We start from the raw sequence: 22,979 nt of genomic DNA on the forward strand, positions 1-22,979 counted from the left end.
CCTACCTTAATGGATTATTGTCGGTTTGAGGCACTTCAAAAACTGAGATGCTCCCCAACGGTACTCCCTTGACTCCTCCAGAGCTATTGATTTGATTTTGGGCTTGGGCTATCCCACGTAAAATTTCTAAGGAGGCATTGGGGTCAGTGCCAAATGGTACAGAGGCCACGATGGTGTAGCTCTTGGAAGAACCGATGCGGGCATTGTTAAGAAAAATTAATGCTTCTGGATCGTTACGGTTGAGTTTTAGGGCAGCTGTGAAATTGGCGATCGCCTTATCATAACTTTTAGCTGCGATCGCCTGTACTCCTTCTTTTTTTACTGGAGAAATGTCACCCGGAGTAAAAGATTTTTCTCCAAAACTAATGCGGTCTTGCAAGGATGAATTGTTGCCTGGTTGTTGATTTTGAATGTTGGTATTACCAATTTTGACCCCATTGTTAGTAAACCACCAAAAACCACCGCCAACTATTCCAACTGTCAGCAGCAGGGCCAAAGCTAAAATTGTGGTTTCATTTTTTTGTGACATAAATAAGTTTCAATAAAGTAAAAATATTTATTATGAAGAATTTAGAACTCAAAAGTCAGTATGAATTCTGTACACTGGGTGGTGAATATTGGTTTAAAACCGTACTTCTCTACGAGACGCTACCGCGAACGTCTCGCTACACGCTTTCGCCCACCAAGGGCGAAACTATTATTAAGTATACGTTCCGTTTAATTGCGGCCACCGTTTCATAAGAAACCATAGACCACCAAAGATTACACCAATAGTGATGACAACGGCTAAAAAAAGACTAAGTGTTTCGTTTTTCTGAAACATTTATGTAGCTGTTAGCACTAGAATTTTTTTAAAGTAAGAGAGATAATAATTTATAAATAAGTCGAAATACAGCGGTTAGTGAAATAGCTACTAAGCCTGCTCCAACTGCTAAAATCACCACTGACGAAAGGTCTTGACCTCCCCGTAAAAAGGGGACAAAAAAAATAATTACAAAAGTAATTGTGGGAATAATTAATAAATCGAACTTTTCAATCCACCGCCTGGTTTGGGCAAAAATTAGTATACCTAAAATCAGCGCAGAAGTAGTCAAGGTAACTATTGGTGATTTTACTAGACTGAAGAGGGCGATCGCGATCAATGCACCCTCAAATCCACTAAATGCCGCCCCACCCAATAATTCCAATGTAGAAAACGCTGGCTGAGTTGGTGGACGACGGGGAACAACAGGATTAGAACCTTTGGATGGTTGTGGGGGGAGGGTTGCAGAGGGCGAATTAAGTTGTGTAGGGGCTTGAACTGCCTGTGAGTTAAGTGCGCGTAGAACCTCCTGGGCTGACTGGAAGCGCTGATTAGCCGCAGGTAGCAGCATCTTGTCTAAAATGTCAGCAAGGTGAGGGTTGACACTTACTTGGGTTCGCCATTTCCATTGGTTACTATAAGCATCAAATAGTTGAATTGCTTCCTTATTTGTTAACAAGGTAATCAGAGTTACAGCTAAAGCGTATAAATCTGTAGATGGAAATACTTGCCCCCCAGCCATCTGTTCAGGCGGTGCAAATCCCATAGAATAAATTCCTGTGGAAGAAGCCGCAGAACCAAGTGCAGCATTTGTTACTTGCTTGACTGCACCAAAGTCTAGTAAGAAAAGTTTACCATCACGACGACGCATGATGTTTGAAGGTTTAATGTCTCTGTGGATAATGCCTCTGTCATGGACAAACTCTAGTACCCTCAGAATTCCTTGTAATACCTCTAACACTTGCTGTTCAGAAAATTTCCCCTGTTGAATTAATTCTTCCTCTAAGGTTTGCCCGTCAATGTATTCTTGCACCAAGTAAAAAAATTGGTCTTGCTCACCTGGTTGCAAGCTATTAACTATCACTGGAAAGAAGGCAAACAAGTCAGGAATTCGCTCGTGATCGTTACCAAGCTGTGCTAAAACTTCTGCTTCTCTTTCAAACATTAACTGCGCTTGTTGCAGTTGAGTTAAAGTTAAATTTCCCGATGGTTGAAACTGTTTAACCACACATTGACGCATTCCTGGTATTCGGCGATCGCGTGCCAAAAATGCTGCTCCAAACCCGCCCCTTCCCAGGAGTTTCGTTGGCACGTATCGACCATCTAGCATCAATGGCATACCACAGGTAGTGCAATATTTTTGCTGGGTTGTTTTGAGTGTCGTAACATTATCTAAATCGGCAAAATAGTTTTGTGGGCGTGGACAACGTGGACGAGTGCAGTAAACTTCCATTTTCGTGATTAGTCAAAATAATTCGCAATTGATAATACTCGCCTTCTCTACGAGATGCTACGCGAATGGCAAGAAGCAAGCTACGTAATTCGTAATTAGTTCCGGTTACAGAGTAACTAAATTTGTTAATGAGGAATAGGAAACTTTTTTCCTGATGTCAAACCCTTGGCTTGCCTACAGCACCCTGCACGAACACAATGGGTTAATAATTACGAATTAAGTTAGCGACAGAGGAGCGTCATTACGAATTATTTGGTCATTTACAAAAAACAAAGGACAAATGACAAGGGACTAATAACCTGATTTTAGTCTTCGCCAGATAAGGTGGGTGTTGCTACCTCCAATGTAGTTAACACTAGACTTTTTTGTGTTAATTTTAACACATCTTGATTCCATCCTGGGTTCGCAAACTGGGGCAAGATTTCTTGACTAAAGGCTTCTGCGGCCTTGGATCTATAGCGATTGGGATTACAAATCAGCCACAGCGTCCGTTTGACGACAACGCCTTCAATGGGAGTACGGTGCAAAACGCCCATTTGTAACTCTTTAGCGATCGCACTAGTTGAGACAAAGGCAGCCCCTAGACCAGATTGCACAGCATTTTTAATCGCTTCAATGGAATTCAATTCCATTTCAACTTTAAAACGTCTGGTATCGATTTCACAGCGTGCTAGCACTTGGTCAATGACTTTGCGGATAGTCGATTGGGAATCTAGGGCAATGAATTGTAATTTATACAGGTCTTCTTTCTGGATTTTTTCAAGTTTGGTAAAAGGATGAAAGACAGGTATGATCAGCGCTAGCTCGTCCTCAGCGTAAGGAATCACGTCTAAAGATTCTGACAGTTCACCGGGAATTTCACCGCCGATAATTGCCAGATCGACTTGTCCGTTAGCGACACTCCAAGCAGTCCGCCTGGTAGAGTGGACGTGTAATTGCACTGCCACATCTGGATATTTTTGTCGGAACATACCGATCATTCTGGGCAAAAGATAAGTGCCGGTGGTTTGAGAAGCACCGACAATTAAAGTACCACCTTGGAGATTTTGTAAATCCTCGATCGCGCGGCAGGTTTCCTGACAGAGACTGAGGATTTTTTCACCGTAGTTTAAGAGTAGATGCCCGGCTTCGGTTAACTGAGCGCGTCGTCCTCCACGATCGAATAAGGGGACATCGAGTTGCCGTTCGAGATTTTGGACTTGCAAACTGACGGCAGGTTGGGAGACGTAAAGACTATCAGCGGCACGCTTGAAGCTTCCTTCTTGGGCGATCGCTTTCAGGATACGTAACTGATCTAAAGTGAAAGGAAGGTCAGACATAAGGCTCAACCCACAAACTTTTAAAGGAGCAGATGCACGTAATAAATCCGGTTTGACAGCAATCAGCCGGACATGATTTGTTGCATATTAAACTTGAAGGATTGACTCGAAAAAGACAATAGCACAACATCTTGACTAAAGTCCCCTTTTGAATACTTTGTGGTATTGGTTGTACTGAATTCAGTTTTCTTTAAATTACTTCACCTGTGTATATGCTGCTGATTTCTTGGTTGACACCCAGTCATTTTGTCATACTAGGGTTACAAATAGTTTTTGCGATCGCTCACAGTGGAGGCGCTGCTTTACGCCCTTGGGCAGAAAAATATATTAGCCCAAGGTTTTATCGCATTCTCTTTGCATTAGTCAGCCTACCGTTGGCTGTGATATTAATTATTTACTTTTTTGGGCACCGCTATGATGGTTTGCAAATTTGGCAGGTACAAGGGGTGCCAGGAGTGCGAGAATTTGTTTGGCTGCTGTCAGCAATCTCGTTCTTGTTTTTATATCCTGCTACCTTCAATCTACTAGAAATTGCTGCTATTCAAAAGCCCCAAGTTCATCTCTACGAAACAGGAATTATTCGGATTACCCGTCATCCCCAGATGGTAGGACAAATAATTTGGTGTGTTGCCCATACTCTCTGGCTGGGTACTACCTTTACCCTTGTGACTTCCATTGGATTGATATTGCATCACTTGTTTGGGGTTTGGCACGGCGATCGCCGTTTGAGCGATCGTTATGGGGAAGCTTTTGAAATTGCCAGACAGCGGACTTCAATTATTCCCTGTAAAGCAATTATTGACGGGCGTCAATCTCTCAGATGGCAGGAATTTCTCCGCCCCGCCTATTTGGGAGTTACTATTTTTATAGCTTTGCTTTGGTGGTCGCACCCTCTGTTACTGGAAGCAACTAGTAGGATAGGATGGTAACTTTAGACGATCCCTAATGTCAGCAAAAAATCCAAAATAGATGGAAATTTCAGCTTATCAATTGCTCCAAATCAATGTAGGATAAATTCAAACATCTATCAGTGGGGGGTGCGTTCAGCCAGCTTGAGATTTTATATTGGTAGTCGTTGGTCAGTTGCCTTTCCTTGAAAAAAAGTGGCGGATTCAGTCAAATCCCCAGGCAGCCATGGCAATCAGGAGTTAAACATCCAAAAAAGCCAACGTGACTACTAAGGTGGCTTTTCTGTCAGAGACACATTAACGCCCTCAATTTTTGCCAATTATTCTGTGTCCTGAATATTTGTGTCCTGAAAGCATCTATCGGCAGTTAGTGACTTGCCAATCCTCCGCTGAAGCAGTAGCTGAGTCCTGAGTCCTGAGTAAAAGCAAGTAACTTAGTATTCACAGCTTGGCAATTAGTCCCAATCCCCGCTTTAACTCTAAAAGAAAAATAAACGAGTTCCTCATTCAATCCGCTAACTTTAGTTATGGACTTCTACTCAGCAACCAGAACTCGGACTCAGTACTACTCAATTCAGTACTGATAGCTAGTTTGATATAAAAATAAAAACCTTATAATCCAAGAGGCGTCATGGTGTTGTCGGTTAGTGAGCGGACATTTACTGAAGAAGTTTTAGAATCTCCTATTCCTGTTTTAGTTAACTTTGAAGCACCTTGGTGTGGCTTGTGTCGAGTTATTCACCCACTATTGTTGCAATTTCAAGCCCAGTGCGGGGATGAAATTAAATTAGTCGGGGTTAACGCCGATCAAAATTTTAAATTGTCTACTACCTATAGGCTAAAATCACTACCCACTTTACTATTGATTGAAAATGGCACCATTCGCCATCGCTTGGAATGCTTTCGCGGCAGAGAAGATTTACGTCTAGCTTTAGAAGAGATTAAAGCCAGCTACAGCAATTACCCCAAAATCTACAAAAGTTCAAAAACAGTGGATTTAGAGTGTCGGTCAGCCTGAAAAGATTACCCAGTCGTGAGTAATAATTAAACTCAGGACTCAGGACTCAGAACTCAGAGCTATTCTCGACAAATCTAAAGCCATGCTTAATACCCCACCCAATCAGCCTTGGGTGGGTTATTTTATCCTAAAGGGTGTGTGTCACAATTATTAACAGTTTCGACACGCTAATCAAGAATTCTAAAAGTAGGCGTCAGTGATGGAAGTAATCTATCAGTATGCCTGGCTGATTCCGGTGTTCCCTCTTTTTGGGGCGATGCTGGTCGGTCTAGGGTTAATCTCGTTGAATCAGGTGACAAACCGCCTACGGCAGCTTAACGCTGTGGTGATTATCTCCATGATGGCAGCAGCTATGGGGCTGTCGTTTGCCTTGTTGTGGAGTCAAATTCAAGGACACGCGCCTTATCTCCGTACCTTTGAGTGGGCGGCAGCAGGTAATTTTCACCTGAGCATGGGCTACACTATTGACCACCTGACAGCCCTAATGCTGGTGATTGTCACAACGGTAGCCTGCTTAGTCATGGTTTACACCGATGGCTACATGGCTCACGATCCCGGTTATGTGAGGTTTTACGCCTATCTAAGTTTGTTTGGCTCTTCAATGTTAGGTCTGGTGATCAGCCCCAACCTAGTACAGATTTATATCTTCTGGGAACTTGTGGGGATGTGTTCTTACTTGCTGGTCGGCTTTTGGTACGATCGCAAGTCAGCAGCCGATGCCGCGCAAAAAGCATTTGTTACCAACCGCGTAGGCGACTTTGGTCTATTACTCGGTATTTTGGGGCTGTTCTGGGCAACAGGAAGCTTTGATTTTAATATCATGGGCGATCGCCTCGCCCAACTCGTAGAATCAGGTTCTATCAGCAATTTTCTCGCTGTCCTGTTTGCGATTTTAGTTTTCTTAGGGCCAGTAGCGAAATCAGCCCAATTCCCCCTCCATGTCTGGCTACCAGACGCAATGGAAGGCCCCACCCCCATTTCTGCCTTGATTCACGCAGCAACGATGGTGGCGGCGGGTGTTTTCCTGATTGCCCGGATGTACCCAGTATTTGAAGACGTTCCAGCCGCAATGAATGTCATTGCCTTTACTGGGGCGTTTACGGCGTTCTTGGGGGCAACCATTGCCATTACCCAAAATGACATCAAAAAGGGCTTGGCTTACTCCACCATTTCCCAACTCGGTTACATGGTGATGGCAATGGGAATAGGTTCCTACAGTGCGGGACTATTTCACCTGATGACCCATGCCTATTTCAAGGCGATGCTGTTCTTGGGTTCAGGTTCAGTAATTCATGGTATGGAAGGTGTGGTTGGACATGACCCTGCCTTAGCCCAAGATATGCGCTTGATGGGCGGACTGCGAAAGTATATGCCCGTCACAGCAACTACCTTTTTGATTGGTTGCTTGGCAATTTCTGGTATTCCGCCCTTTGCTGGTTTCTGGTCAAAAGATGAAATTCTAGGGAAGGCTTTTGAGGCGAACCCACTCCTCTGGTTTATCGGGTGGCTAACTGCCGGGATTACTGCTTTCTATATGTTTAGAATGTATTTTTCGACATTTGAAGGTAAATTCCGGGGTACTGACGAGAAAATCAAGGAAAAACTCAAGAAGGCAGCCACAATTGTTCTGGAGTTAGAGTCAGAAGAACTAGCCCCGAATTTTGGGCCTGGGGCAATGAAAAAAGGAGAATTGGCGGCAACTGGTGCACACCATGACTCCCATGATCATGACTCCCACGGGCATCACAGCGACTCTCCTCACGAATCGCCGTGGACAATGACTCTGCCATTAGTATTTTTGGCTGTGCCTTCGATTTTCATTGGTTTAGTGGGAACTCCCTACGCCAATTATTTTGAAGAGTTTATCTTTCCTCCTAACGAAATCACCGAAGTTCTAGAAAAGGCTTCCGAGTTCAATCCGACGGAATTCTACATTATGGCGGGTGCCTCAGTGGGAATTTCCTTGGTTGCGATTACCTTAGCTTCGCTGATGTATTTGCGCCGTAAGATTGACCCGGCTGCGATCGCTGCTAAAATCCAACCACTTTACGAGTTATCCCTCAATAAGTGGTACTTTGATGACATTTACCATCGGGTTTTTGTCCTCGGCTTGCGTCGCCTAGCTAGACAAGTTATGGAAGTTGACTTCCGCGTTGTCGATGGTGCTGTTAACCTCACAGGCTTTTTCACCCTTGTCAGCGGTGAAGGTCTGAAGTACCTAGAAAACGGTCGCGCTCAATTCTATGCCTTGATTGTGTTTGGGGCGGTTTTGGGTTTAGTGATTGTCTTTGGTGTTACCTGATTTTCATAGAAGCAAAGGGGCGGTTGTCTGCCCCTTTGCCTCTACATTGCTCAAGTCTCTAATTTCAGGAATAACATAATAGGCTTCTCTAACAAATTGCTTTAGAAAAATATAAAAATAGTAATTAACAGCAACAGTTTCAGAAGAGAAGGCCAGTAAAATATTTTAGCTATCAAGTTATCTTTATACTGTAACAGCTTTAAATCTGGTTTTACGAGCATTAAAACAGCGTTAATAGTTATTAAGAAAATGTAGAAATAAATAACTAAGTAGAAAAACTCGAAATAAACAAGTTCTTTAGCAAGGACTTGTTCCCTAAGCGAAACTTGGTCAAGAATGACAATAAAAATAAAACCAGCACAAGCTGCCAAAACCTCCATAGCCTTATCTCTATCGGCAATTACCAGCATGGCAAACAGCATGACAACGACTACAAACAGCGGGCCGATTCTGGAGATAAAAATACTGATAACTTGGCGTTTGGTAGTAATATTGAAATTCAGTTCAGGAACATTTGTTTTAAAAATAGTATTTTGTATCCCAAAATTGCTATCGTATGTCGCATAAAGATATTCAAAAAAACTATCTTCAATCTGCCAGCCATCCAAAACTAGTCTCTTATCCAAACCAGGATGGGCGCTGGGGTTAATAATTTTATAACTCTCAAAATCGGGCGTGAGAAATACTTGGCGGTTTAAATTACTTTGAGCGTTAAAATCGCTGTGCCATAACCGAATTTGAATATCTTTGTAGTCAAAGGGATAGTGAGAGTAATCCAAATTTTGCAGCACTGTAGCTTCCACATACCAGCCAATAACCTCAACATTTCCTTGAGTATAATGGTAAGCTTCCTTCACTTGTACATCGTTGACACTGACAGCATCCGGCATAATAAAACCGCGAGTCAACCCATCGTGAATGCCTTTGGTATACTTCTGCCAGATGTAACCCGTCATAAAAACTTTTTTAGCACTTCCAAATTCTAAGGACTGAATGAAAATTCCAGTAGGCACATATAACGGCGGCTTTCGGTTTAAGTTTTTATTTAACTTGACTTGGGGAGCCAATAATTTATCAACTTGTGCTTGATTAAGCAGGACGTTGTGATTGGCTATATAGTTGCGATCGCCCAAAGCTAATTTCCAAATCATTCCGATTTCTGTGGCAAACAAGATACTAGAGATTGACGACACTATCCACACTCGGCTAGCACGAAACTCATAAGCCCGCAACATTAGAACTGACAAACAAATGAAAAACCAGACCAAGGCTAAACAGCTTAAGATTAGCGTTTGCCGCTTAGTTTGATCATCTAGCAAAACTTCTTGTTTGAGAAAGACTACTCCCACCACCCAATTATTCAGCTTAGTTGGTTGCAGGAAAAACCAAGAATTTTGACCTGTGGTTTCATCGAACAACTCCGCTTCGCCTTCCTTACCTTGAAGCGCCTGTTTAACTAATGCTAGGAGTTGTTTGTTGTTCTGCTTGGCAGCAATTTCAACCAAGTTGTTTTGCTGTTTTACATTATCAGTAATCGTATGATAGACAAAAGTTCCATTTTTAGAAAGAACAAAGGCGTACCCCGTTTTTCCCAGTTCCAGTTTTAAGGAATCAATCAACTGTTGTATTTGACTTAAGGAATATTCACTAAAAAGAACTCCTTGCGGCAATTTTTGTTTGCCTTGCAAACGATAGAACGGAGCATAAAATCCCACTATGGGTTCAGTCAAGAAAGACTGCTGTGACCTGCGGTAAGGTTCTCCCCAAGATGCTCCATCCTGCAACGTCTTGCGATACCAGGGATATTTTGTGTTGTCATCATTCTTCTCTTGTTGTCCCAATTGCACACTGTTGTTTACCCTGAAATAGACAGGTGCATCTAGCTTTTGGGATTTGCTTCTACTAACACCAGCTTCATAAGCTGCACCGAAGGTAGCAAGATAAGGGTTTTTTTCAATTTTTTGTTGGAGTTGCGCTGATAGTTGCTCATCGTTGATTTCACCTGTTGTGAGGGAGTTAGCAAGAGCAAGAGAATTATCTTGAGTGTTACGCAGTTCGTTCTCGATCTCCAGAGTCGTTAGTACAGCTTCTCGCTGGGCTTGGTTTTTAGTTTTTTGAAGTCTCTGTTGTGCGGTGTGCCAATAGGTGTAAAACCCAAATAGAGCTAATGCAAGAGTGATACCACAAAGGGTTAGTAATGTAAAGAATAGTATTTTTTGCTTTTTATTCTTTTCCATAAATGCCAGTTATCAAAAGCGTAAATAAATTTTCTCGTAAAGTATTCTGACACTTTTCCATATAATTTACATATAAATTGGCTGTATCTATTTATAGTTAAAATAATGATTCATATTAGGTGTTTTTTAGCAACTATCTTATTGGTGAGTTTGACTGCTTGTACCAGCGAGCAAAGGCAAGTTTATACTCCACTAGACAGCAGAGTAAATGGCAATACTGGCTTAGGTGCAAGTAAAAATGTACTGATTGACGGTTCGGGTACGGTTTCTGTTATTAGTGAAGCAATGAAAGAACAATTTAGAAAAGTAAACCCCAATGTAAGAATCGCTATTGGGAAGAACGGTACTGGAGACGGCTTTACAAGGTTTTGCCTTGGCGTAACTGATATCTCAATGGCAGCCCGTCCGATAAAAAAGTCAGAGATTGAAGCCTGCCAAAAAAACAACATTGAATTCGTTGAATTGCCCCTTGCCCTTGATGGCATCTCCCTTGTAGTCAATCGCACCAACACTTGGGCTACTTGCCTCAAACCTCAAGAACTGAGCAAAATATGGGAGTCTGCTGCATCAGGCAAAATCGTTAACTGGAACCAAGTTCGTAATGATTACCCCGATCAATATCCCCTCATACTGGCTGGACCGGCTGTAGGCACTGGTACTGTAGACTATTTTAGTGAGGTGATAATTGGCAAAAGTGGGAAAATCCGCAACGACTACAAAACCAGTGAAGAGGAAAGCGTAACTGTTCAGACAGTCGCGTCTGAGCCGGGAGGTCTTGGCTTTACATCCTTTTCCCGCTACCTAAAAAATCAGAACATTCTCAAGGCTCTTGCTATTGAGAACAAGGAAGGTAAATGTGTAGAGCCAAGCCCAGAAACGATCGCCAACAGCAGCTATAATCCCCTTTCCCGTCCTCTATTTATATACGTCAGCAAGACAGCTCTTAAAGAAAATCCTGTCGTCAAAGTTTTTGCAGATTACCACCTAAATGCTGCTAACCGTTCCTTAATCTCAGAAAGTGGCTACGTTCCTTTGCCGGATAACTTGCTAGCAAAGGTGCGATCGCGTTTAGATCATGCGATCGCTGGCTCGGTTTTTGAGGAAGGGTCGCCAGCCAATGTCAAACTTGCAGATCAACTAGCAAGTTCCAAACAGAGGTAGAAAACAGATACTAGCGTGACAAGTCTAATATGGTACTAGGTTTATTTAAACCAAGGAATGACTCATAGTAAGTTGATAAGCTGGCAAGGGCCGACCCAGGAAGCATGGTGATAAATTCAAACTGAGTGAATCCTCTACATAGAGCGAAGTCACTCAAAGTTTAGGAATGAACTGATCGCTTTTACCCAAGAATTGCCCTATCGTTTTTCTCCACACTACTGAGAAATGAGAGGCATTATGCGATTCGGTTGGAAAATTGTTTTATTCCTTTCCTCTCAAGGTATTAATTCCTTTTGCCATCTCAAAATAAGCGAACGTACAGTTTTTAGGGTAAATTTTTGACAAGACTTGGAGTATCACAACGCACATTTTGCACCCCCAAATGTCAAAAAAGACTCCCAAGAAAAGAAATGGGGGATTGCTAATTTAATTAAATCAACCTAACGAGGAAGACGAAATCCCCAAAAAGCTGTTACTTAATAACTAGTGACTTTTTGCCAAACATGATTTTGATAGCAGACGAATTGTGATGAATACAGCTAATTTTCCGTGGCTGACGACGATTATTCTGTTGCCAATAGCCGCGTCGCTACTTCTTCCCATCATCCCTGACAAAGAAGGCAAAACAGTGCGCTGGTACTCCCTGATCGTGGGGCTGATAGATTTTGCACTAATTGTTTACGCTTTTTATACTGGGTATGATTTTTCCAATCCAGATTTGCAGTTAGTGGAGAGTTACCCCTGGGTACCACAATTGGGTTTGAATTGGTCAGTAGGAGCAGATGGCTTGTCCATGCCCCTAATTATTTTGACTGGATTCATTACCACGCTGGCGATTTTAGCAGCTTGGCCTGTTACCTTCAAGCCGAAGCTATTTTACTTCTTGATTTTGGCGATGTATGGCGGTCAGATTGCCGTGTTCGCTGTCCAGGATATGCTGTTATTTTTCCTGGTGTGGGAACTGGAACTAGTACCGATATACTTTCTGCTGTCGATTTGGGGAGGCAAAAGGCGGCAATATGCAGCAACCAAATTTATTTTATACACCGCAGGCGGGTCGCTGTTTATTTTGCTGTCTGCCCTGACAATGGGATTTTACGGCGATACGGTGACGTTTGACATGCGATCGCTCGCCTTAAAAGATTTCGCCCTGAATTTCCAACTTGCCCTTTATGCTGGATTCCTAATTGCTTACGCTGTCAAGTTGCCGATTATTCCTTTGCACACCTGGCTACCTGATGCCCACGGTGAAGCTACAGCCCCTGTACACATGTTATTAGCAGGTATTCTCTTGAAAATGGGCGGTTACGCCTTAGTTCGGATGAATGCCCAAATGCTCCCCGATGCCCACGCTTATTTTGCACCAGTGTTCGTAGTTTTGGGGGTAGTTAATATCATCTACGCTGCCTTGACATCCTTTGCCCAGCGCAACCTAAAGCGAAAAATTGCCTACTCCTCAATTTCTCACATGGGCTTTGTGATGATTGGTATCGCCTCCTTCACCGATTTGGGATTGAGTGGGGCAGTATTGCAAATGGTTTCCCACGGGTTAATTGGGGCGAGTTTGTTCTTCCTGGTCGGCGCAACTTACGATCGCACACACACCCTGATGTTGGATGAAATGGGCGGTGTCGCTAAGAGAATGCCGAAGATTTTCGCCATGTTCACCACCTGTTCAATGGCTTCTTTGGCATTGCCAGGGATGAGCGGTTTCGTGGCAGAATTAATGGTATTTGTCGGCTTTGCTACTAGCGATGCTTATAGCTCTACCTTCAAAGTTATCGTGGTGTTTTTGATGGCAGTGGGAGTGATTTTAACTCCGATTTATCTGCTGTCGATGTTGCGAGAAATTTTCTACGGTAAAGAGAACGAGGAATTAGTTTCTCACCAAGCTTTGATAGATGCTGAACCCCGTGAAGTATTTATCATTGCCTGTTTGTTAATTCCAATTATTGGTATTGGTTTCTATCCAAAATTGCTGACTCAAATGTATGACGCTACAACTGTACAATTGACGGCAAGATTGCGGGATTCTGTACCGACATTAGCACAGCAAAAAGAAGAAACACTAAAGGTTTCTTTGAGTGCACCGGAAATTGGTAATTAAGTTGCGATCGCTAGTTTAGTTTAAATATTTATTTCTTCCAGGGCGGGTATAAAACCTGCCCTTTTTGTTACTCACTGAACTAAGTTAAAAAAATTCTGTACGGGGTAAGATGAGTAGATATATTTTTTCCAATTGCATTGTTTGGGAAAATAAGCTTCTATAATTTATTTCCAAGGGCTATCAAAATCAGTGCGATCGCACATCAATAGATTACGTACAATCTATCTAGAATCAGATTTGGCAAAACCGCTCATGTTAAACTACGATCCACTGCATTGTTTGCCATCTTCCGAAGAACTACCCGACTCAGATGATACTGCTGTGGATAATGAACTCCAAAATTTAATTCCCGGCTTGCTAAAAACGATCCTAGCTTTGGTTTGGTGCGATCGCTGGGATTGGTTTTTTGGTGTTGATATGGGTATTTATTATCACCCAGATAAACCAGCTATTGTCCCTGATGGGTTTCTCAGCTTAGGAGTTAAACGCTTCATTGATGAGGACTTGCGCCTAAGTTATGTGCTGTGGGAAGAAAATAAACTGCCAATTTTAGCATTGGAAGTTGTTTCCCAAATATATCGAGAAGAATATAACATCAAGAAAGAATTTTATGCCAAAGAATTAGGAATTTTGTACTACGTTGTGTATAGTCCCCTGCGGCGTAAAAAGACACCTTTGGAGGTATATCGCTTAGTTGATGGGGAATATATCTTAATGTCAGGAAATTCCGTTTGGCTACCAGAAATTGGTTTAGGAATTGGGCGAGAACGGGGAATTTATCAAGGTATAGTGCGGGAATGGCTGTACTGGTATGACGAAGAAGGGCAAAGATTGCTGACACCAGAAGAACGCATCAGGGAAGCGGAAGAACGCACAGCTTTTGAAGAACAGCGACGTGTGGAAGCAGAACAACAAGTTAAAATGTTAATTGAAAGGTTGAATGCGCTTGGTGTTGATCCAGAAACTTTGTCATAGATTCACCAAATTTTGTAGTTTTTGCTGCCTTAATGTTAATTAGCTTACTGGCTAGGGAATTATATCTATAAATAACTCATAGCTTGACGATACAAATCGTAAAAGCGGGTTGCTCAATAAATATATTTACCAAAACCTGCATCAAAAATATGGAAGTTAAATTAGGATTTGGAGCATTCCCAAAACCTCAATATGTGTTTGTCAGCAAAGAATCTGATCACTGTTGGTATGTGCTTGCTGAAGATGAAAAACGCATCCCAATTTATGAAAGAGCCTTGACTGGGGTAATTACAGGAATAGAAGTTAATAAAAAGGTTGAAAATACATTTGGAGAAGTTATCAGAACAGATTTAAATGTTTTGGCAGATAAACCTTATATTATCCGTTCAGGAAGCGATACCTATTTTTGTAAAGGCTTATTGCTGTCTTTAGATATTCTTACTTTTGAACAACTGCGTCATCCGCTTACTATTGCCGTTAGTCCTGGAGATAAAAAAGTAGTATTCTGTAATATTTACGATCCAGTCACTTATCGCTCTGTAGGTGTTAGTTGGGATGGACATAAGGAATTAGACTGGCAAGCTTTAGGGCAAAAAGTAAGTTTAAAAATTAATAAAATTAACAATTTTAATCCAGATAAAAATCAATCTCAATCAGAAACAATTGACAATATAAAAGCGGTTGAATTCCGTGATGTTTTTATAGCTAAAAGTGACACATATTTAGCCCAATTAAATTGGACTCCAGAGCAAGGAAGGGATTATTTGCAGCAGAGATATGGTAAGCGATCACGTCTACAACTCACTGATACAGAAATTCTGGACTTTATTGATTACTTAAAGCTACAACTAACCCAAAACTGCCCAACTTAGCTTCTGTTGGTGAGCTTTGGATAATTGCGACGCCGAATAGCCCGTCGTAAACATCGCCCTTTTGCTAGACTGAGATGCTAGGCTAGGATAATTGCGATCGCAGAATTAGGTTAAATAAAAGTACCTGATATTAAAATACTTGCATGAACTCAAGGGTTGATTTGTTAACTCGCATTACTCAAACTCCTGGTCAGTGTGGTGGTCGTCCTTGTATTCGAGGCATGAGAATTCGTGTGAATGACATTTTAGAAATGTTGGCTGAGAATGTCAGTGTTTCTGAGATTTTAGAGGATTTTCCCGATCTCGAACTCGAAGATATCCAAGCTTGTTTATTGTTCGCAGCACGGAGAACTGACTTTCCTCGACTGATAGCATGAAAATTTGGATTGATGCTCAGTTGCCTCCTACATTAGCACTTTGGCTAACTGAGACTTTTGACGTAGAGGCTATTGCCCTACGAAAGCTTGGATTACGAGATGCTAAAGATGTAGAGATTTTTGAGGCAGCACGAGTCGCTAATGCAGTAATCATGACCAAAGACTTATGTTAACTTCGCCTCAGACACTGGATAAGCTTTGTGTGCTTCTGCATAAATCTTTAATGCTACAGCCATCTGCTGTTCGGCAGTCTCTCCCTGCTCTTTGAACCAAGCAAAAGTTTCAGGATCTACCTTAACTGTTATTGTTACAGCTGACTTGGGCATTCGCAATTGTGCTTTAGCAAAAAACTCTTCTGACAAAGGTGGAATATCTGAGGTGTCAATGTCTTCGTCACTCATTGCATCGACTCTAACCCAATCGGTTCTTGAGGTATTGTTCATAGCTTTTTCGTTCGTGAGACAGTGCCTTTCTTAATGAGATGATCTGAACCATTTCTTCACCAGGCTCGGTGTAAATAACTACTATGGTTCGTCTATCAAGTAGTCCAATACCGAGATACCGATCCTCTCCATAGTCCTCTCGTTCATCTAGGTAGACAAGCATGGGTAATTAAAGATGCGGAAAGCATCAGCAAAGTCTTAACCATGCTTTGTGATGTTGCTTTGGTTTTTACGCTCATCCCACTCAAACTTCATGGACTCAATATACTAGTGACACCAGAAAAATCAACTGCTTTAATTTTCATCGCCAATCATCTCTACAAGATTGCGACTAATTATTCTAGCGTCAAGTCGAGTACGTAGGCGTAGCCCGTCGTAGACATCGCTTGTCCATTGCATTGAGGTGTTAGCCTCCCACAGGTGCGATGCCTGGCGGCAAGCCGCTAAAAAGCGTCTACGCACAAGCAGTGTGGTTGCTGAAGATACATAAATTGCTGGGTTTCCTTACTTAAAATCAATTTACACTAATGAGCGATCGCATTAGTGTATAAATTGACTTCATTTATTGGAGATGTTTTTTTATAAAAACCATGTTCTTGGAATAGGTTTTCATTAACATCAAAATTCAAAAATACTTTTGCCGAATAATTTGAATTAAATGCAGAAAAGGACAAATTAGTAACTAATTCTGTATAACTTAATATTTTGCCATATGTTTCAAAATCAATATTTACATAACTAAAGTCTTTAGAAGCTTTTATATAATCCTTTTTGCCTATTTTGAAAAACTGATTTTCTTCTACTTCCTGTAATTTACCATATTTACTTCTTTTTAGTTCGATAAGTCCATCAACTATAAAGGATAACAATAAGGTTTTACCCGTACCATTTTTACCAAGAAATATTAAGGGAGGGATTGGATAGGAATTGTTATCGAATTCAAAATTTAAGCTTATATTATTTATAGGGCCGTAATTCTGAATCTGTAAATTTTTAATATACATTTAAGTCTGTCACTTACTTTTTATGATTTTAGTTTAAATTGCCAATTAACCCGATACCAGTATTGAAAGCTAGCACTAAAACTGCTGAGAGTTGAGTTGAATTGATTGGAATGTTAAAAATTTTAACGATACTAGTATAGCGTTTTGAAGATGCCAGCGATGCGATCGCAATAGTTGGGCTGTCTGTTCAATCCACAAATTAAAATCTGCTTTATAAGTTGCGTTCATAGCCGTTATCGATCTTAGGCAAGCCAAAATATCCTCATTTTCCGATGCGCTCAAGTTCCTCTCGCAATACTCGCCGTAATGTCTCTTCTAACGGTTCACGGCGCTGCTGAATGTACTCACGCAAGGCATCGTTAATCAAAGTTTGGTAATTTCCCCCACCTGCTGCATGAACTTGGTCACGAAACCATGCTAGTACTTCATCATCTAGGCGAATTGTAATTCTAGTTTTACCTGTTGGTGTTGATTCAATCGCTCCCCGCTTGCCTTGGCTAAAATCATACTCAGCTTCCATAACTTATCCCTCCTCATACTGCTTTTGTTCATAGCGCGTAGCTTGGCGGGCAGAAATTAATCGAATCTCATCATTGCGCCATGTATACACAACTATTAAAACTCGACTGAAAGCATCTATCCCAATAGTGATAAATCTCTCTTCATCAAAACGTTCATCCGTGATGGTAATTGCTAAATCGTCAGAAAACACGGTTACTGCATCAGTAAAGTCAATGCCATGCTTGCGAAGATTAGCTGCTGCCTTATCCGTATCCCACTGATACGCCATCTAAATCTATTGTATGCACATTCGTGCATATTAGTAGATGAAGATTACTTAACTGGTGTAATTTTATGTGTTTTTTTCAAACCTTAAAAATCTTCATCGTCAACAAAAAATTCCGCATCTTCTTCCAATCGAGAATTACCCTGTCCAATACCAGCAAGTCCCCACAGAGGTTGCAGCAGTGCCATACCAATTAACCCGACAACGGCACTAAAAGCTAACACCAAACCCATTGGTATCTGAATCGATTGGAATGTTAAAAATTTTAACGATACGGGTGTGGCATTTTGGACTGAAATAATTGCGATCGCGATTACCCAAACCGCTACAACTAGAGATGTCAAAAAAGGAGCGAAAGTTTTCATACTTTGATTGAAGTGAGAAGTTAGGAGTTGTATTTTGCTCAAAAACAGAAATCAGGAGTTAAGAATTGTAAATTAATAATTCTTAACTCCTAATTCATAACTCTTAACTTTTAATTCCTAACTCTGACAGATTAAACTGCTACTGCCTCTAGTTTAGCAATGGCACTCTCTAACTCTTGGGCGATTTGGGTGAGTTTTTCGGGAGTGTTGGTTTCTAGGTAGACACGTACCAGTGGTTCTGTACCGGAAGGACGCAGTAAAACCCAGCTACCTTCTTCTAAATAGAGCTTAATACCGTCTTTACGCCCCACTTCCTTGACTTTAATTCCTGCTACCTCTGTAGGTGGATTTTTAGTAAAGGAGTCGATGACGGCGGTTTTGTGCGCCTCTGTGAGGTGCAAGTCTAGGCGGTTGTTGTAAAGTGGCCCATCAGCTTCAGCGATCGCTTCCTTGACAAGTTGACTTAGCGGTTTGCCTTCATAAGCGATCGCTTCTGCCACCAGCATATCGGCTAATACCCCGTCTTTTTCGGGAATATGACCAATAATACTCAAACCACCTGATTCCTCTCCACCGATTAATACGGCAGTTTCGCGCATTTTTTCGCCGATGTATTTAAAACCAACTGCTGTTTCGTAAATTTGTAGCCCATTTTTAGCAGCGAAATTATCCAGCAGGTGGGTTGTAGCGACAGTACGGACTATGGCGCCAGTTTTACCTTTGTTTTTGATTAAATGACGTGCTAGAAGTAGCAGCACAGTATTCGGAGTGAGGACATTTCCTTGTTCATCAACGATACCAAAGCGATCGCTATCTCCATCCGTCGCCAAGCCCAAATCAGCTTGATCGCGAACTACTGCTTCCACTAACTCAACTAACTGTTCTCCTTTGGGTTCTGGCATCCCACCCCCAAATAAAACATCCCTCCAATCGTGGAAACTTTCTAACTGAACGCCACTATGTTGCAAAACTTCATCTAAATAACCGCGAGAGGTAGAATACAAAGCATCGTACTTCACCTTTAAATTAGCGCTTTTGATCTTTTCTACATCAAGTAGAGTGTAGATAAATTGCAGGTAATCTGGTTTGGGATCGAAAATTGAAATTGAACCTGATGGGTTGCTCCCAGGCAACTCATCCGATGCACCTTCTATATTTGCCACAATAGTATCAGTAATCTCTGGAGTGGCAGGCCCAGCATAATCGGGTATATATTTAATTCCACAGTAGGGTGCTGGATTATGGCTAGCAGTAAACATTAACGCCCCAGCGGAATTTAGGTGACGGGCGTTGTAGGCAATTACTGGTGTAGGGCAATCCCGATCGGTAATTTTCACAGTCCAACCCAAGTCTGCTAGTACTTGAGCCGCTGTTTGGGCAAACTGGTCAGCTAAAAAGCGAGTATCGTAGGCAATAAGTACTGGTCTATCTTTTGTGTAGGCTGTTTCTAAGTAAGTGGCGATTGCCCTTGTTACTTTCCGCACATTAGGGAAAGTAAAGTCATCGGCAATAATCCCTCGCCATCCATCGGTACCAAATTTTATCTTGCTAGACATTTTTGCCACTTGCTCCGGTACATTATCAGTACTATAAAAGCTTCCCGCAAAGCGTGTGTAGCAGCAAGTATCCTCCGAAGTTCTTTTCTAAGGAAGCCTTAGCTTAAACTTCTCCCCACCGTATTTTCTCTCACTGTTTCTGAGCAATGTCAACCCCCGATCGACCTTTTGCCAGTTATCACCTTTGGTCTCTAGTTGCCCCAGCGACTGGGCAAGAACGCTGGCATTGCCAGATGAGACGGGGGTTTATCAAAGCACGGCAACACGAACCACAAGTCAAAGCGCTTTTAACGCAAGCCACCGCGCCCCAGCGGATTGGCATACTAGCGCAAAAAGGCATTTATGAGTTTCATCATCACAGGTATCTGTTGAAGCAAGCAGATGGTGTAGAAAGAGTTGCACAGCTACTTAAATTAGGCAACTCAAGCGTTCAAGTCCAGCAACGCGTGCTGCAAATTTTGAAAAAATATCACGATGCGCCATTGCTTTTGGATAAAGATATTATCCAATTAACTCCGGGTGATGAAGGCTTTCCCAAACCGATACTAGTAGAACAAGAAGATTATTGCTTTCGCTTATACGCGGCTATGGACTGCGTTTTTATTGAGTCTGATAGTACTTTACATATTTTGGATTTCAAAACTGGTAAGTCGGCTTTTGACAAACGACAGGCATTAGTTTACTTGTTAGCTGCTCGTTATCTTTACCCTGGACGAGAAGCTGTTGCATCATTTTATAATTTAGAAATATGTAAAAAGTCAGAGTTAATTAGTATTAATAATAGTGAATTAGAATCCTTAAAATTTGAGTTAGCGAATATTGCCCACAAGCACCAGCACGATTTGCAAAAATATCAGGAAGAAACTAGTAATTTCAGTAAAATATTCCCTCCTAATCCTGGCTCTCACTGCCGCTTTTGCCCATTTAACTCGATTTGTGAGTTTGCCGATTTTAAGCAGCATCAATCATATCCATTGCCCAGTTTAAGAGTTAATAGCTAATTAGTTTACCTGTTTATATTGGTTCAATTTTCAAAAAAATCTACTAAATACTCGTATTTTTACTGACCTGATTCTCTTCTCTTATCAGACAACCTAGATGTTAGATACACCGATTTTTATCGGAAATCAAAGGGTTTAAGACCCCTACCTCTACAGGTAGCGCGGAGTCGGAGCCACTCCGCCTCCAAATCATTTTCAGTCGGGGTTTAAATCCCCGTCTGAAAATGTCTAAAATGTTTGAATGCGTGAATGCGTGAATGCGTGAATTGTTATTTGGTGTCCAACCACAGGGCGATCGCATTCCAACACTCACAATCATACTGCCGAAATAGGACAATCGGATAATCGGATAAAAAACTAAATCAACATAGCCTAAAAAGCTATGCAAAAATTAAGCGGTTGTACGCTGTGCAAGGTTGATGAGTGAAAAGAAGGAATTACGGGGCTATGTTTCTCCAGAGTTAAACCGATTGTTTCGGGCTGTGGTAGTCAAAGATAAAAACCTCAGCGATCGTATCGCTGAGGCTTTAGAAGACTGGCTCAATAAGCCTGAAAACCAGGAGCTAATTAAAAAGCATAATTTGGGTAAATAAATCGAAGAAATTCAAAAAGGCGGTAATTCTTTAAGAATTGTGAATCGAATATGATTAATCGCCAAATCACCGATGGGGATATCTTGTTTGGTTAGCCGCGCACCTTGACTTGTCACGGTTTCAAAGGTTATGCCTTTGCCAATTTCAATGTGATACCAGCATAAGCCCATAAAAAAGCGCGTCGGATAAGGCCCACCTTCACTCACATCGTCAGGATTTGATTCCATTGGCAACCAGCCAAAATTCGGGACGTAGAATTCCAGCCAAACATGATTAAAGTCGGGTTGTAACGGTACTCCTACGAAGTCACTATGGGGAGGACATTTGTACCTGCCTACGGTGCGGCAGGGGATACCATTTAAACGGGATAGGGCAAGTAAAACACCGACATATTCGCCACAGGAACCAACGCCCCGCTCTAAAACTATATCTGGTGTGTCAATGTAAGGTTTAATACCGTAGGATAACTCATCATAAACATAGTTGCGGATGCTGTGCATTTTCCGCAGCACATTGGTTTCAGAACCAATCGCTTCTCTGGCGGAACGGCGAACAATGGTAGTATCCATTGCTAAATCGTCGTCGTCCACTAGGTAGCGTGTTTGTAATTCTGGGGACAGTTCCGGTATATTTTCCACATCTCTAGGTGTAATGCGGTACTTAATCCCTCGAACTTCCAAAAGTGCTTTCCAGCCAAATATATGCCGTTCTCCTGGTGCAAGAGAATCAAATTTAAAGACTGCTACACGTTGCCCCTCTATGACTTCTTCGGTAAAGGGCATACCAATAGGTTCAACGTGTTTCACCTTTTGACGCTCAGTTTCCGATGGTAAGGCGATGCGCCATTCGACATCAGGTAAATGAACTTCGTCTAGAGGTGCAATTTCCTCAGCATAGGACATTTCAATCAGATAGCCATTGGAAAGGGCGTAACGCTTATCTGGCTGGTAATGATAATACAGAGGATGAATAAAAGTGCGATCGCGGAATGTTAGCTCATGACTCGGATCGGCATTGGGGTTATCCCGGATATAAGGCTCCTCTGAGGCGTAGGCGACGTAAATACTTTCTTTGCCTGTTTCGGCATTTTTATGTATTGCTATGCCTGTAGGACATTCAAAGGGTGTCAGGACGCTAAATTGCAGTTCTCCCGTGGCTCTGTCCATCGCGTAAACTGATTGTTCGGTGCGATCGCAAATCCATAGCATTTCTTGGTTGACTGCCAAATTCTCTACTCCAACTCCAGGGGCATAAAATTTAGTAATCTCTTTTCGCGTTTCGCGGTCAAAAACCAGAATGTAGCCCAGCCTTTGACAACTAACATAAACTGTTGTTTCCCAAACAGCAACGCCATCAGCTGGATAAGGCAATGTTACAAAATGTTCTAGATCCAAAGTGTCGAGCTTGCACAAATAAACACTATTTTCTCGGCTTACCCACAGGGTATCATCCCACGCCGCTAGACCAGTGACATCGGTAAATTCTTCAACTTGATGGGGATTGAGAATTTTGCTGTTGTCAGAGGTAGGATCGATCTCCAGTAGATGTCCTTTAATACTGTCAATGGCAATCAGTCTATCTTTAATGAAAGTAATGCCACACAGGGCAGCAGCAGTAAGCGGTCGAATTGTTCTTTGCCCAAACATTTGGCTAACGGTCAAAGTGGGGAGTGCAAAACTCATAAAACCTTGTGGTAAGT

General features: G+C 41.9%; 25 protein-coding genes. 11 read left to right on the forward strand and 14 right to left on the reverse strand.

Translation table 11 applies throughout. The features are described 5' to 3' along the window. Position 1: 1 nt before the first annotated feature. The 3 genes from HWQ58_RS25090 to HWQ58_RS25100 all read right to left on the reverse strand — a co-directional run bounded on the left by HWQ58_RS25090 (position 2) and on the right by HWQ58_RS25100 (position 3,574). Entirely contained in the window at positions 2-529 is a 528-nt protein-coding gene (locus HWQ58_RS25090) for a hypothetical protein (protein WP_292868729.1), read from the reverse strand. A 322-nt stretch (positions 530-851) separates the two neighbouring features. Then, positions 852-2,255, reverse strand: a complete 1,404-nt coding sequence (locus HWQ58_RS25095) for a serine/threonine-protein kinase (protein ID WP_292868732.1) — start codon at positions 2,253-2,255, stop codon at positions 852-854. Positions 2,256-2,560: 305 nt separating this feature from the next. Beyond that, entirely contained in the window at positions 2,561-3,574 is a 1,014-nt protein-coding gene (locus HWQ58_RS25100) for a LysR family transcriptional regulator (protein WP_292868735.1), read from the reverse strand. A gap of 212 nt (positions 3,575-3,786) precedes the next feature. On the opposite strand from HWQ58_RS25100, the gene HWQ58_RS25105 reads away from it, so the two are divergent. From HWQ58_RS25105 to HWQ58_RS25115, 3 genes are all read left to right on the forward strand, one after another. Further along, positions 3,787-4,503, forward strand: coding sequence for an NnrU family protein (locus tag HWQ58_RS25105; RefSeq protein ID WP_292868738.1), 717 nt, complete (start codon positions 3,787-3,789; stop codon positions 4,501-4,503). A 610-nt stretch (positions 4,504-5,113) separates the two neighbouring features. Continuing rightward, positions 5,114-5,500 (forward strand): thioredoxin domain-containing protein, encoded by a 387-nt coding sequence (locus tag HWQ58_RS25110; protein ID WP_292868741.1) that lies wholly within the window; start codon positions 5,114-5,116, stop codon positions 5,498-5,500. Between the two features lie 199 nt (positions 5,501-5,699). After that, on the forward strand, positions 5,700-7,802 hold the full coding sequence (locus tag HWQ58_RS25115; protein ID WP_292868744.1) for an NAD(P)H-quinone oxidoreductase subunit 5: 2,103 nt from the start codon (positions 5,700-5,702) through the stop codon (positions 7,800-7,802). A 101-nt stretch (positions 7,803-7,903) separates the two neighbouring features. Here HWQ58_RS25115 and HWQ58_RS25120 read toward each other — a convergent pair whose 3' ends face one another. After that, complete coding sequence (locus HWQ58_RS25120) at positions 7,904-10,039, reverse strand: cache domain-containing protein (protein ID WP_292868747.1); 2,136 nt, start codon at positions 10,037-10,039, stop codon at positions 7,904-7,906. A gap of 105 nt (positions 10,040-10,144) precedes the next feature. Between HWQ58_RS25120 and HWQ58_RS25125 the strand changes: the two genes are divergently transcribed. The 6 genes from HWQ58_RS25125 to HWQ58_RS25150 all read left to right on the forward strand — a co-directional run bounded on the left by HWQ58_RS25125 (position 10,145) and on the right by HWQ58_RS25150 (position 15,704). Continuing rightward, positions 10,145-11,200 (forward strand): PstS family phosphate ABC transporter substrate-binding protein, encoded by a 1,056-nt coding sequence (locus tag HWQ58_RS25125; RefSeq protein ID WP_292868750.1) that lies wholly within the window; start codon positions 10,145-10,147, stop codon positions 11,198-11,200. Between the two features lie 529 nt (positions 11,201-11,729). Beyond that, positions 11,730-13,307 (forward strand): NAD(P)H-quinone oxidoreductase subunit 4, encoded by a 1,578-nt coding sequence (locus HWQ58_RS25130; RefSeq protein WP_292868753.1) that lies wholly within the window; start codon positions 11,730-11,732, stop codon positions 13,305-13,307. Between the two features lie 252 nt (positions 13,308-13,559). Then, positions 13,560-14,282, forward strand: coding sequence for a Uma2 family endonuclease (locus HWQ58_RS25135; RefSeq protein WP_292868756.1), 723 nt, complete (start codon positions 13,560-13,562; stop codon positions 14,280-14,282). 149 nt (positions 14,283-14,431) lie between these two features. Next, a complete protein-coding gene (locus HWQ58_RS25140) occupies positions 14,432-15,154 on the forward strand; it encodes a hypothetical protein (protein WP_292868913.1) in 723 nt (240 codons plus the stop codon). A gap of 143 nt (positions 15,155-15,297) precedes the next feature. Next, positions 15,298-15,531, forward strand: coding sequence for a DUF433 domain-containing protein (locus tag HWQ58_RS25145; protein ID WP_292868759.1), 234 nt, complete (start codon positions 15,298-15,300; stop codon positions 15,529-15,531). After that, a complete protein-coding gene (locus tag HWQ58_RS25150) occupies positions 15,528-15,704 on the forward strand; it encodes a DUF5615 family PIN-like protein (protein ID WP_292868762.1) in 177 nt (58 codons plus the stop codon). Before HWQ58_RS25145 ends, HWQ58_RS25150 begins: the two co-directional genes overlap by 4 nt. Here the strand turns inward: HWQ58_RS25150 and HWQ58_RS25155 are convergent. From HWQ58_RS25155 to HWQ58_RS25195, 9 genes are all read right to left on the reverse strand, one after another. Continuing rightward, positions 15,696-15,932, reverse strand: a complete 237-nt coding sequence (locus HWQ58_RS25155) for a hypothetical protein (RefSeq protein ID WP_292868765.1) — start codon at positions 15,930-15,932, stop codon at positions 15,696-15,698. The genes HWQ58_RS25150 and HWQ58_RS25155 overlap by 9 nt on opposite strands. 10 nt (positions 15,933-15,942) lie before the next feature. Beyond that, positions 15,943-16,137 carry a BrnT family toxin gene (locus HWQ58_RS25160; protein WP_292868768.1) on the reverse strand — a complete coding sequence of 65 codons (195 nt, stop codon included), beginning with the start codon at positions 16,135-16,137 and terminating at the stop codon, positions 15,943-15,945. Between the two features lie 131 nt (positions 16,138-16,268). Next, positions 16,269-16,436, reverse strand: coding sequence for a hypothetical protein (locus tag HWQ58_RS25165; protein WP_292868771.1), 168 nt, complete (start codon positions 16,434-16,436; stop codon positions 16,269-16,271). 62 nt (positions 16,437-16,498) lie between these two features. Next, entirely contained in the window at positions 16,499-16,978 is a 480-nt protein-coding gene (locus HWQ58_RS25170) for an AAA family ATPase (protein WP_292868774.1), read from the reverse strand. A gap of 75 nt (positions 16,979-17,053) precedes the next feature. After that, positions 17,054-17,206, reverse strand: a complete 153-nt coding sequence (locus HWQ58_RS25175) for a hypothetical protein (RefSeq protein WP_292868777.1) — start codon at positions 17,204-17,206, stop codon at positions 17,054-17,056. Positions 17,207-17,240: 34 nt separating this feature from the next. After that, a complete protein-coding gene (locus tag HWQ58_RS25180; protein WP_100901828.1) occupies positions 17,241-17,498 on the reverse strand; it encodes a BrnA antitoxin family protein in 258 nt (85 codons plus the stop codon). Between the two features lie 3 nt (positions 17,499-17,501). Then, positions 17,502-17,768 (reverse strand): BrnT family toxin, encoded by a 267-nt coding sequence (locus HWQ58_RS25185; protein ID WP_292868783.1) that lies wholly within the window; start codon positions 17,766-17,768, stop codon positions 17,502-17,504. A gap of 83 nt (positions 17,769-17,851) precedes the next feature. Then, a complete protein-coding gene (locus tag HWQ58_RS25190; protein WP_292868786.1) occupies positions 17,852-18,130 on the reverse strand; it encodes a LapA family protein in 279 nt (92 codons plus the stop codon). A gap of 131 nt (positions 18,131-18,261) precedes the next feature. Next, positions 18,262-19,686 (reverse strand): phosphoglucomutase/phosphomannomutase family protein, encoded by a 1,425-nt coding sequence (locus tag HWQ58_RS25195; protein ID WP_292868789.1) that lies wholly within the window; start codon positions 19,684-19,686, stop codon positions 18,262-18,264. A gap of 146 nt (positions 19,687-19,832) precedes the next feature. On the opposite strand from HWQ58_RS25195, the gene HWQ58_RS25200 reads away from it, so the two are divergent. Next, the gene (locus HWQ58_RS25200) at positions 19,833-20,687 is read left to right on the forward strand and encodes a PD-(D/E)XK nuclease family protein (protein WP_292868792.1); all 855 of its coding nucleotides are present in this window, start codon (positions 19,833-19,835) and stop codon (positions 20,685-20,687) included. Positions 20,688-21,106: 419 nt separating this feature from the next. Further along, positions 21,107-21,280, forward strand: coding sequence for a hypothetical protein (locus tag HWQ58_RS25205; RefSeq protein ID WP_292868795.1), 174 nt, complete (start codon positions 21,107-21,109; stop codon positions 21,278-21,280). 11 nt (positions 21,281-21,291) lie between these two features. On the opposite strand, the gene HWQ58_RS25210 is transcribed toward HWQ58_RS25205, so the two are convergent. Continuing rightward, entirely contained in the window at positions 21,292-22,962 is a 1,671-nt protein-coding gene (locus tag HWQ58_RS25210; protein ID WP_292868798.1) for a transglutaminase domain-containing protein, read from the reverse strand. Positions 22,963-22,979 lie beyond the last annotated feature (17 nt).

This window comes from Nostoc sp. LPT (assembly GCF_017115165.1).
Lineage (GTDB): Bacteria > Cyanobacteriota > Cyanobacteriia > Cyanobacteriales > Nostocaceae > Nostoc.

What these genes read in the sequence shown, in the direction of transcription:
- HWQ58_RS25115 (WP_292868744.1), top strand. Translation starts at nt 5,700, where the DNA reads ATGGAAGTAATCTATCAGTATGCCTGGCTGATTCCGGTGTTCCCTCTT.
- HWQ58_RS25095 (WP_292868732.1), bottom strand. Translation starts at nt 2,255, where the DNA reads ATGGAAGTTTACTGCACTCGTCCACGTTGTCCACGCCCACAAAACTAT.
- HWQ58_RS25175 (WP_292868777.1), bottom strand. Translation starts at nt 17,206, where the DNA reads ATGAACGCAACTTATAAAGCAGATTTTAATTTGTGGATTGAACAGACA.
- HWQ58_RS25180 (WP_100901828.1), bottom strand. Translation starts at nt 17,498, where the DNA reads ATGGAAGCTGAGTATGATTTTAGCCAAGGCAAGCGGGGAGCGATTGAA.
- HWQ58_RS25130 (WP_292868753.1), top strand. Translation starts at nt 11,730, where the DNA reads ATGAATACAGCTAATTTTCCGTGGCTGACGACGATTATTCTGTTGCCA.
- HWQ58_RS25150 (WP_292868762.1), top strand. Translation starts at nt 15,528, where the DNA reads ATGAAAATTTGGATTGATGCTCAGTTGCCTCCTACATTAGCACTTTGG.
- HWQ58_RS25105 (WP_292868738.1), top strand. Translation starts at nt 3,787, where the DNA reads ATGCTGCTGATTTCTTGGTTGACACCCAGTCATTTTGTCATACTAGGG.
- HWQ58_RS25200 (WP_292868792.1), top strand. Translation starts at nt 19,833, where the DNA reads ATGTCAACCCCCGATCGACCTTTTGCCAGTTATCACCTTTGGTCTCTA.
- HWQ58_RS25110 (WP_292868741.1), top strand. Translation starts at nt 5,114, where the DNA reads ATGGTGTTGTCGGTTAGTGAGCGGACATTTACTGAAGAAGTTTTAGAA.
- HWQ58_RS25170 (WP_292868774.1), bottom strand. Translation starts at nt 16,978, where the DNA reads ATGTATATTAAAAATTTACAGATTCAGAATTACGGCCCTATAAATAAT.
- HWQ58_RS25195 (WP_292868789.1), bottom strand. Translation starts at nt 19,686, where the DNA reads ATGTCTAGCAAGATAAAATTTGGTACCGATGGATGGCGAGGGATTATT.
- HWQ58_RS25155 (WP_292868765.1), bottom strand. Translation starts at nt 15,932, where the DNA reads ATGAGTGACGAAGACATTGACACCTCAGATATTCCACCTTTGTCAGAA.
- HWQ58_RS25125 (WP_292868750.1), top strand. Translation starts at nt 10,145, where the DNA reads ATGATTCATATTAGGTGTTTTTTAGCAACTATCTTATTGGTGAGTTTG.
- HWQ58_RS25120 (WP_292868747.1), bottom strand. Translation starts at nt 10,039, where the DNA reads ATGGAAAAGAATAAAAAGCAAAAAATACTATTCTTTACATTACTAACC.
- HWQ58_RS25205 (WP_292868795.1), top strand. Translation starts at nt 21,107, where the DNA reads ATGAGTGAAAAGAAGGAATTACGGGGCTATGTTTCTCCAGAGTTAAAC.
- HWQ58_RS25135 (WP_292868756.1), top strand. Translation starts at nt 13,560, where the DNA reads ATGTTAAACTACGATCCACTGCATTGTTTGCCATCTTCCGAAGAACTA.
- HWQ58_RS25160 (WP_292868768.1), bottom strand. Translation starts at nt 16,137, where the DNA reads ATGCTTGTCTACCTAGATGAACGAGAGGACTATGGAGAGGATCGGTAT.
- HWQ58_RS25140 (WP_292868913.1), top strand. Translation starts at nt 14,432, where the DNA reads ATGGAAGTTAAATTAGGATTTGGAGCATTCCCAAAACCTCAATATGTG.
- HWQ58_RS25145 (WP_292868759.1), top strand. Translation starts at nt 15,298, where the DNA reads ATGAACTCAAGGGTTGATTTGTTAACTCGCATTACTCAAACTCCTGGT.
- HWQ58_RS25190 (WP_292868786.1), bottom strand. Translation starts at nt 18,130, where the DNA reads ATGAAAACTTTCGCTCCTTTTTTGACATCTCTAGTTGTAGCGGTTTGG.
- HWQ58_RS25185 (WP_292868783.1), bottom strand. Translation starts at nt 17,768, where the DNA reads ATGGCGTATCAGTGGGATACGGATAAGGCAGCAGCTAATCTTCGCAAG.
- HWQ58_RS25090 (WP_292868729.1), bottom strand. Translation starts at nt 529, where the DNA reads ATGTCACAAAAAAATGAAACCACAATTTTAGCTTTGGCCCTGCTGCTG.
- HWQ58_RS25210 (WP_292868798.1), bottom strand. Translation starts at nt 22,962, where the DNA reads ATGAGTTTTGCACTCCCCACTTTGACCGTTAGCCAAATGTTTGGGCAA.
- HWQ58_RS25100 (WP_292868735.1), bottom strand. Translation starts at nt 3,574, where the DNA reads ATGTCTGACCTTCCTTTCACTTTAGATCAGTTACGTATCCTGAAAGCG.